Origin of the sequence: Caballeronia novacaledonica (assembly GCF_900258035.1) — a bacterium.
GTDB lineage: Bacteria > Pseudomonadota > Gammaproteobacteria > Burkholderiales > Burkholderiaceae > Caballeronia > Caballeronia novacaledonica.
This window is the reverse complement of sequence record NZ_OGTP01000054.1, coordinates 1-3,640: the sequence shown is the minus strand read 5'-3', so window position 1 is coordinate 3,640 and position 3,640 is coordinate 1. Positions and strand designations below refer to the sequence as shown.

The 3,640-nt window shown below is 62.7% G+C and carries 5 protein-coding genes; all 5 read left to right on the top strand.

Annotated elements, in window-relative coordinates; genetic code table 11:
* The coding region (gene paaA / locus NOV72_RS31660) for a 1,2-phenylacetyl-CoA epoxidase subunit PaaA (RefSeq protein WP_106858436.1) at nt 1-923 on the top strand (923 nt) is incomplete at its 5' end.
* 16 nt (nt 924-939) lie between these two features.
* Nucleotides 940-1,224: a 1,2-phenylacetyl-CoA epoxidase subunit PaaB gene (paaB, locus tag NOV72_RS31655; protein WP_016346499.1), complete on the top strand. Its 285-nt coding sequence runs from the start codon at nt 940-942 to the stop codon at nt 1,222-1,224.
* Between the two features lie 10 nt (nt 1,225-1,234).
* The gene (gene paaC, locus NOV72_RS31650; protein ID WP_106858435.1) at nt 1,235-2,026 is read left to right on the top strand and encodes a 1,2-phenylacetyl-CoA epoxidase subunit PaaC; all 792 of its coding nucleotides are present in this window, start codon (nt 1,235-1,237) and stop codon (nt 2,024-2,026) included.
* Entirely contained in the window at nt 2,027-2,530 is a 504-nt protein-coding gene (gene paaD, locus NOV72_RS31645; RefSeq protein WP_106858434.1) for a 1,2-phenylacetyl-CoA epoxidase subunit PaaD, read from the top strand. It begins immediately after the preceding gene.
* A 23-nt stretch (nt 2,531-2,553) separates the two neighbouring features.
* The coding region (paaE, locus tag NOV72_RS31640) for a 1,2-phenylacetyl-CoA epoxidase subunit PaaE (protein WP_106858433.1) at nt 2,554-3,640 on the top strand (1,087 nt) is incomplete at its 3' end.

The following is a 3,640-nucleotide window of genomic DNA, read 5'->3' as shown; positions in this document are numbered from 1 at the left end:
GCTTCGACGCCGTGATGCAAGCCGACGGCAAGATCGAAGCGCAGGACTGGATGCCCGAGGCCTATCGCAAGACGCTGGTGCGTCAGATCTCGCAGCACGCGCATTCGGAGATCATCGGCATGCAGCCCGAGGGCAACTGGATCAGCCGCGCGCCGAGCCTCAAGCGCAAGGCGATCCTGCTCGCGAAGGTGCAGGACGAAGGCGGCCACGGTCTGTATCTGTATAGCGCGGCCGAAACGCTGGGCGTCTCGCGCGATCAACTCGTCGGCGCATTGCACGCCGGAAAGGCCAAGTACTCGAGCATCTTCAACTATCCGACGCCCACGTGGGCCGACGTCGGCGTGATCGGCTGGCTGGTCGATGGCGCGGCGATCATGAATCAGATTCCGCTGTGCCGCTGCACCTACGGGCCGTACGCCCGCGCGATGATCCGCATCTGCAAGGAAGAGTCGTTCCATCAACGCCAGGGCTTCGACGCGCTGCTCGCGATGATGAAGGGCACGCAAGCGCAAAAAGACCTCGTGCAACAGGCGGTGAACCGCTGGTGGTGGCCGGTGCTGATGATGTTCGGCCCGAGCGACAAAGATTCGATTCACAGCGGCCAGTCCTTCGCGTGGGGCATCAAGCGCATCTCGAACGACGATCTGCGTCAGAAGTTCGTCGATGCCACCGTCGAGCAGGCGAAGATTCTGGGCGTCACGCTGCCCGATCCGGACCTGAAGTGGAACGAGCAACGCAAGGCGCACGACTACGGCGAGATCGACTGGGAAGAATTCTGGCGCGTCGTGAACGGCGACGGCCCGTGCAACAAGGAACGTCTCGCCACGCGCGTGAAGGCGCACGACGACGGCGCATGGGTGCGCGAAGCGGCACTCGCCTACGCGGAGAAGCAGAAAGCCCGCGCCCACAAACACGCTGCATGAGCAGGGAGACGATGAGATGAACAAGGAATGGCCGATCTGGGAAGTGTTCGTGCGCAGCAAGCAGGGACTCGATCACAAGCATTGCGGCAGCCTGCACGCGCCGGATGCGGGCGCGGCGTTGCGCATGGCGCGCGACGTATACACGCGCCGTCAGGAAGGCGTGAGCATCTGGGTGGTGCCGTCGGCGGCGATCACGGCATCGGACCCGGCGGACAAGGGCGAATTGTTCGAGCCCGCGGGCGACAAGATCTATCGGCATCCGACGTTCTTCGTGCTGCCCGACGAAATCAATCACATGTGAGGCGCGATACATGACACACGCGCATCAACATCTCGCTTATGTGCTGCGTCTGGCGGACAACGCGCTGATCCTCGGGCAGCGCAATGCCGAATGGTGCAGCCACGGCCCGGCACTGGAAGAAGACATCGCGCTGGCGAACATCAGTCTGGATCTGATCGGTCAAGCGCGTTTGCTGTACACGCACGCTGCGACGCTCGACGGCAACAAGAAAACCGAAGACGACTACGCATACTTTCGCACCGAGCGCGAGTTCGCCAACTACACGATCGCGGAGTTGCCGCACTTCGGCCCGCTCGCGGGCACGACGCGCGCCGAACGTGATTACGCGGTGACGATCGTGCGCAACTTCCTGTACTCCGCGTTGATGATCGAAGTGTGGAGCGCGCTGCAGGCATCGAGCGATGCGCAACTCGCGGCGATTGCATCGAAGTCGATCAAGGAGACGAGCTATCACCTGCATCACGCACGCGACTGGCTCGTGCGTTTCGGCGACGGCACGCAAGAGTCGCATCGTCGTGCGCAGGCCGCGCTCGATTATCTGATGCCGTACACGCGCGAGTTCTTCGTCACCGATGCAGTCGAACAGGCTGTCGCCGATGCGGGCATCGCGCCGCTCGCGAGCGAGTTCGAAGCGGCATGGCGCGAAGAAGTGCAAGCCGCGCTCGAAGAAGCCACGCTCGAAGCGCCCGAAGATGTGAAGCACGTCACCACGGGCAAGCACGGCGAGCACTCGGAGCACATGGGCTATCTGCTGGCGGAAATGCAGAGCCTGGCGCGTCAACATCCGGGCGCGAGCTGGTAAATGGATACGACGATCGAACGCGCGTGGGACGTGCTCGAAGCGGTGCCCGATCCGGAGATTCCGGTGGTATCGATCCGTGAGCTGGGCATTCTGCGCGATGTGCGTCACGGCGACGACGGCGTGCTCGAAGTGGTGATCACGCCGACGTACTCGGGATGTCCGGCGATGTCGCAGATCGCGGAAGACATCGCGCAGGCGATCGACCAGGCCGAGCTCGGCGCGCATCGCATCGAGACGGTGCTGGCGCCTGCATGGACGACCGACTGGATCACCGGCGAAGCGCGCGAGAAACTGCGCCGCTATGGCATCGCTCCGCCGACGGGCGCATGCACGAGCACCGAGAAGCCCATTCGTTTCGTGCCGCGCGCGAGCGCTGTGGTCGCTTGCCCGCGCTGCGGCTCGACGCACACCGAGAAGCTCGCGCAATTCGGCTCGACGGCGTGCAAGGCGCTGTACCGCTGCATCGATTGCCGCGAGCCGTTCGATTACTTCAAGCCGTACTGAACCGACTTCTTATCATCGACATCATGGCGACTCCGCAATTCCATCCGCTGCGCATCCGCGACGTCCGTCCCGAAACCGCCGATGCGTTCACCGTGTCGTTCGAGGTGCCGCCCGATCTGCGCGATGCGTTTCGCTTCACGCAGGGTCAGTTCGTGACGCTCAAGACGCATATCGACGGCGAGGAGACGCGCCGCTCGTATTCGATCTGCGTGGGCGTGACCGACTACGATCGCGATGGCGAATTGCGCATCGGCATCAAGCGCGTGCGGGGCGGGCGTTTTTCGAACTTCGCGTTCGATACCTTGAAGCCCGGCCACGAGATCGACGTGATGACGCCCGACGGACGCTTCTTCACGCATCTGAACGCGGACCACGCGAAACATTACGTGGCGTTCTCGGGCGGCTCGGGCATCACGCCGGTGCTGGCGATCATCAAGACGACGCTGGATACGGAGCCGACGAGCCGCTTCACGCTGGTGTACGGCAATCGCAGCGTCGACGCGATCATGTTCGCCGAAGAACTCGAAGATCTGAAGAACCGGTATATGGATCGGTTCTCGCTGTATCACGTGCTGTCGGACGATCTGCAGGATGTCGAGCTTTTCAACGGCGTGCTGGATCGTAAGAAGTGCAAGGCGTTTCTGGAGACGCTGCTTTCGCCGGAAGAAATCGATGAAGCCTTCATCTGCGGCCCCGGCCCGATGATGGATGCCGCTGAAACAGCGTTGAAAGACGCGGGCGTCGCGCCCAAGCAGATTCACGTGGAGCGCTTCGGCACGCCGTTGCCGCAAGCGGGCGCGCCGGTCATCGAGATCACGGAGAGCACGCCGGCGGCGGATCTGGAACTGGTCATCGACGGGAAGAAGCGCAAATTGCGGTTGCCGTACGAAGGCGTGAGCGTGCTCGATGTCGGACTGAAAGCAGGGCTCGCGTTGCCGTATGCGTGCAAGGGCGGCGTGTGCTGCACGTGCCGGGCGAAAGTGCTCGAAGGCGAAGTGAAGATGGACAAGAACTACACGCTCGAACAACACGAAATCGATGATGGTTTCGTGCTGACTTGCCAGTGTCATCCGGTGAGCGAGCGGGTGGTGGTGAGTTTCGACGAGCGCT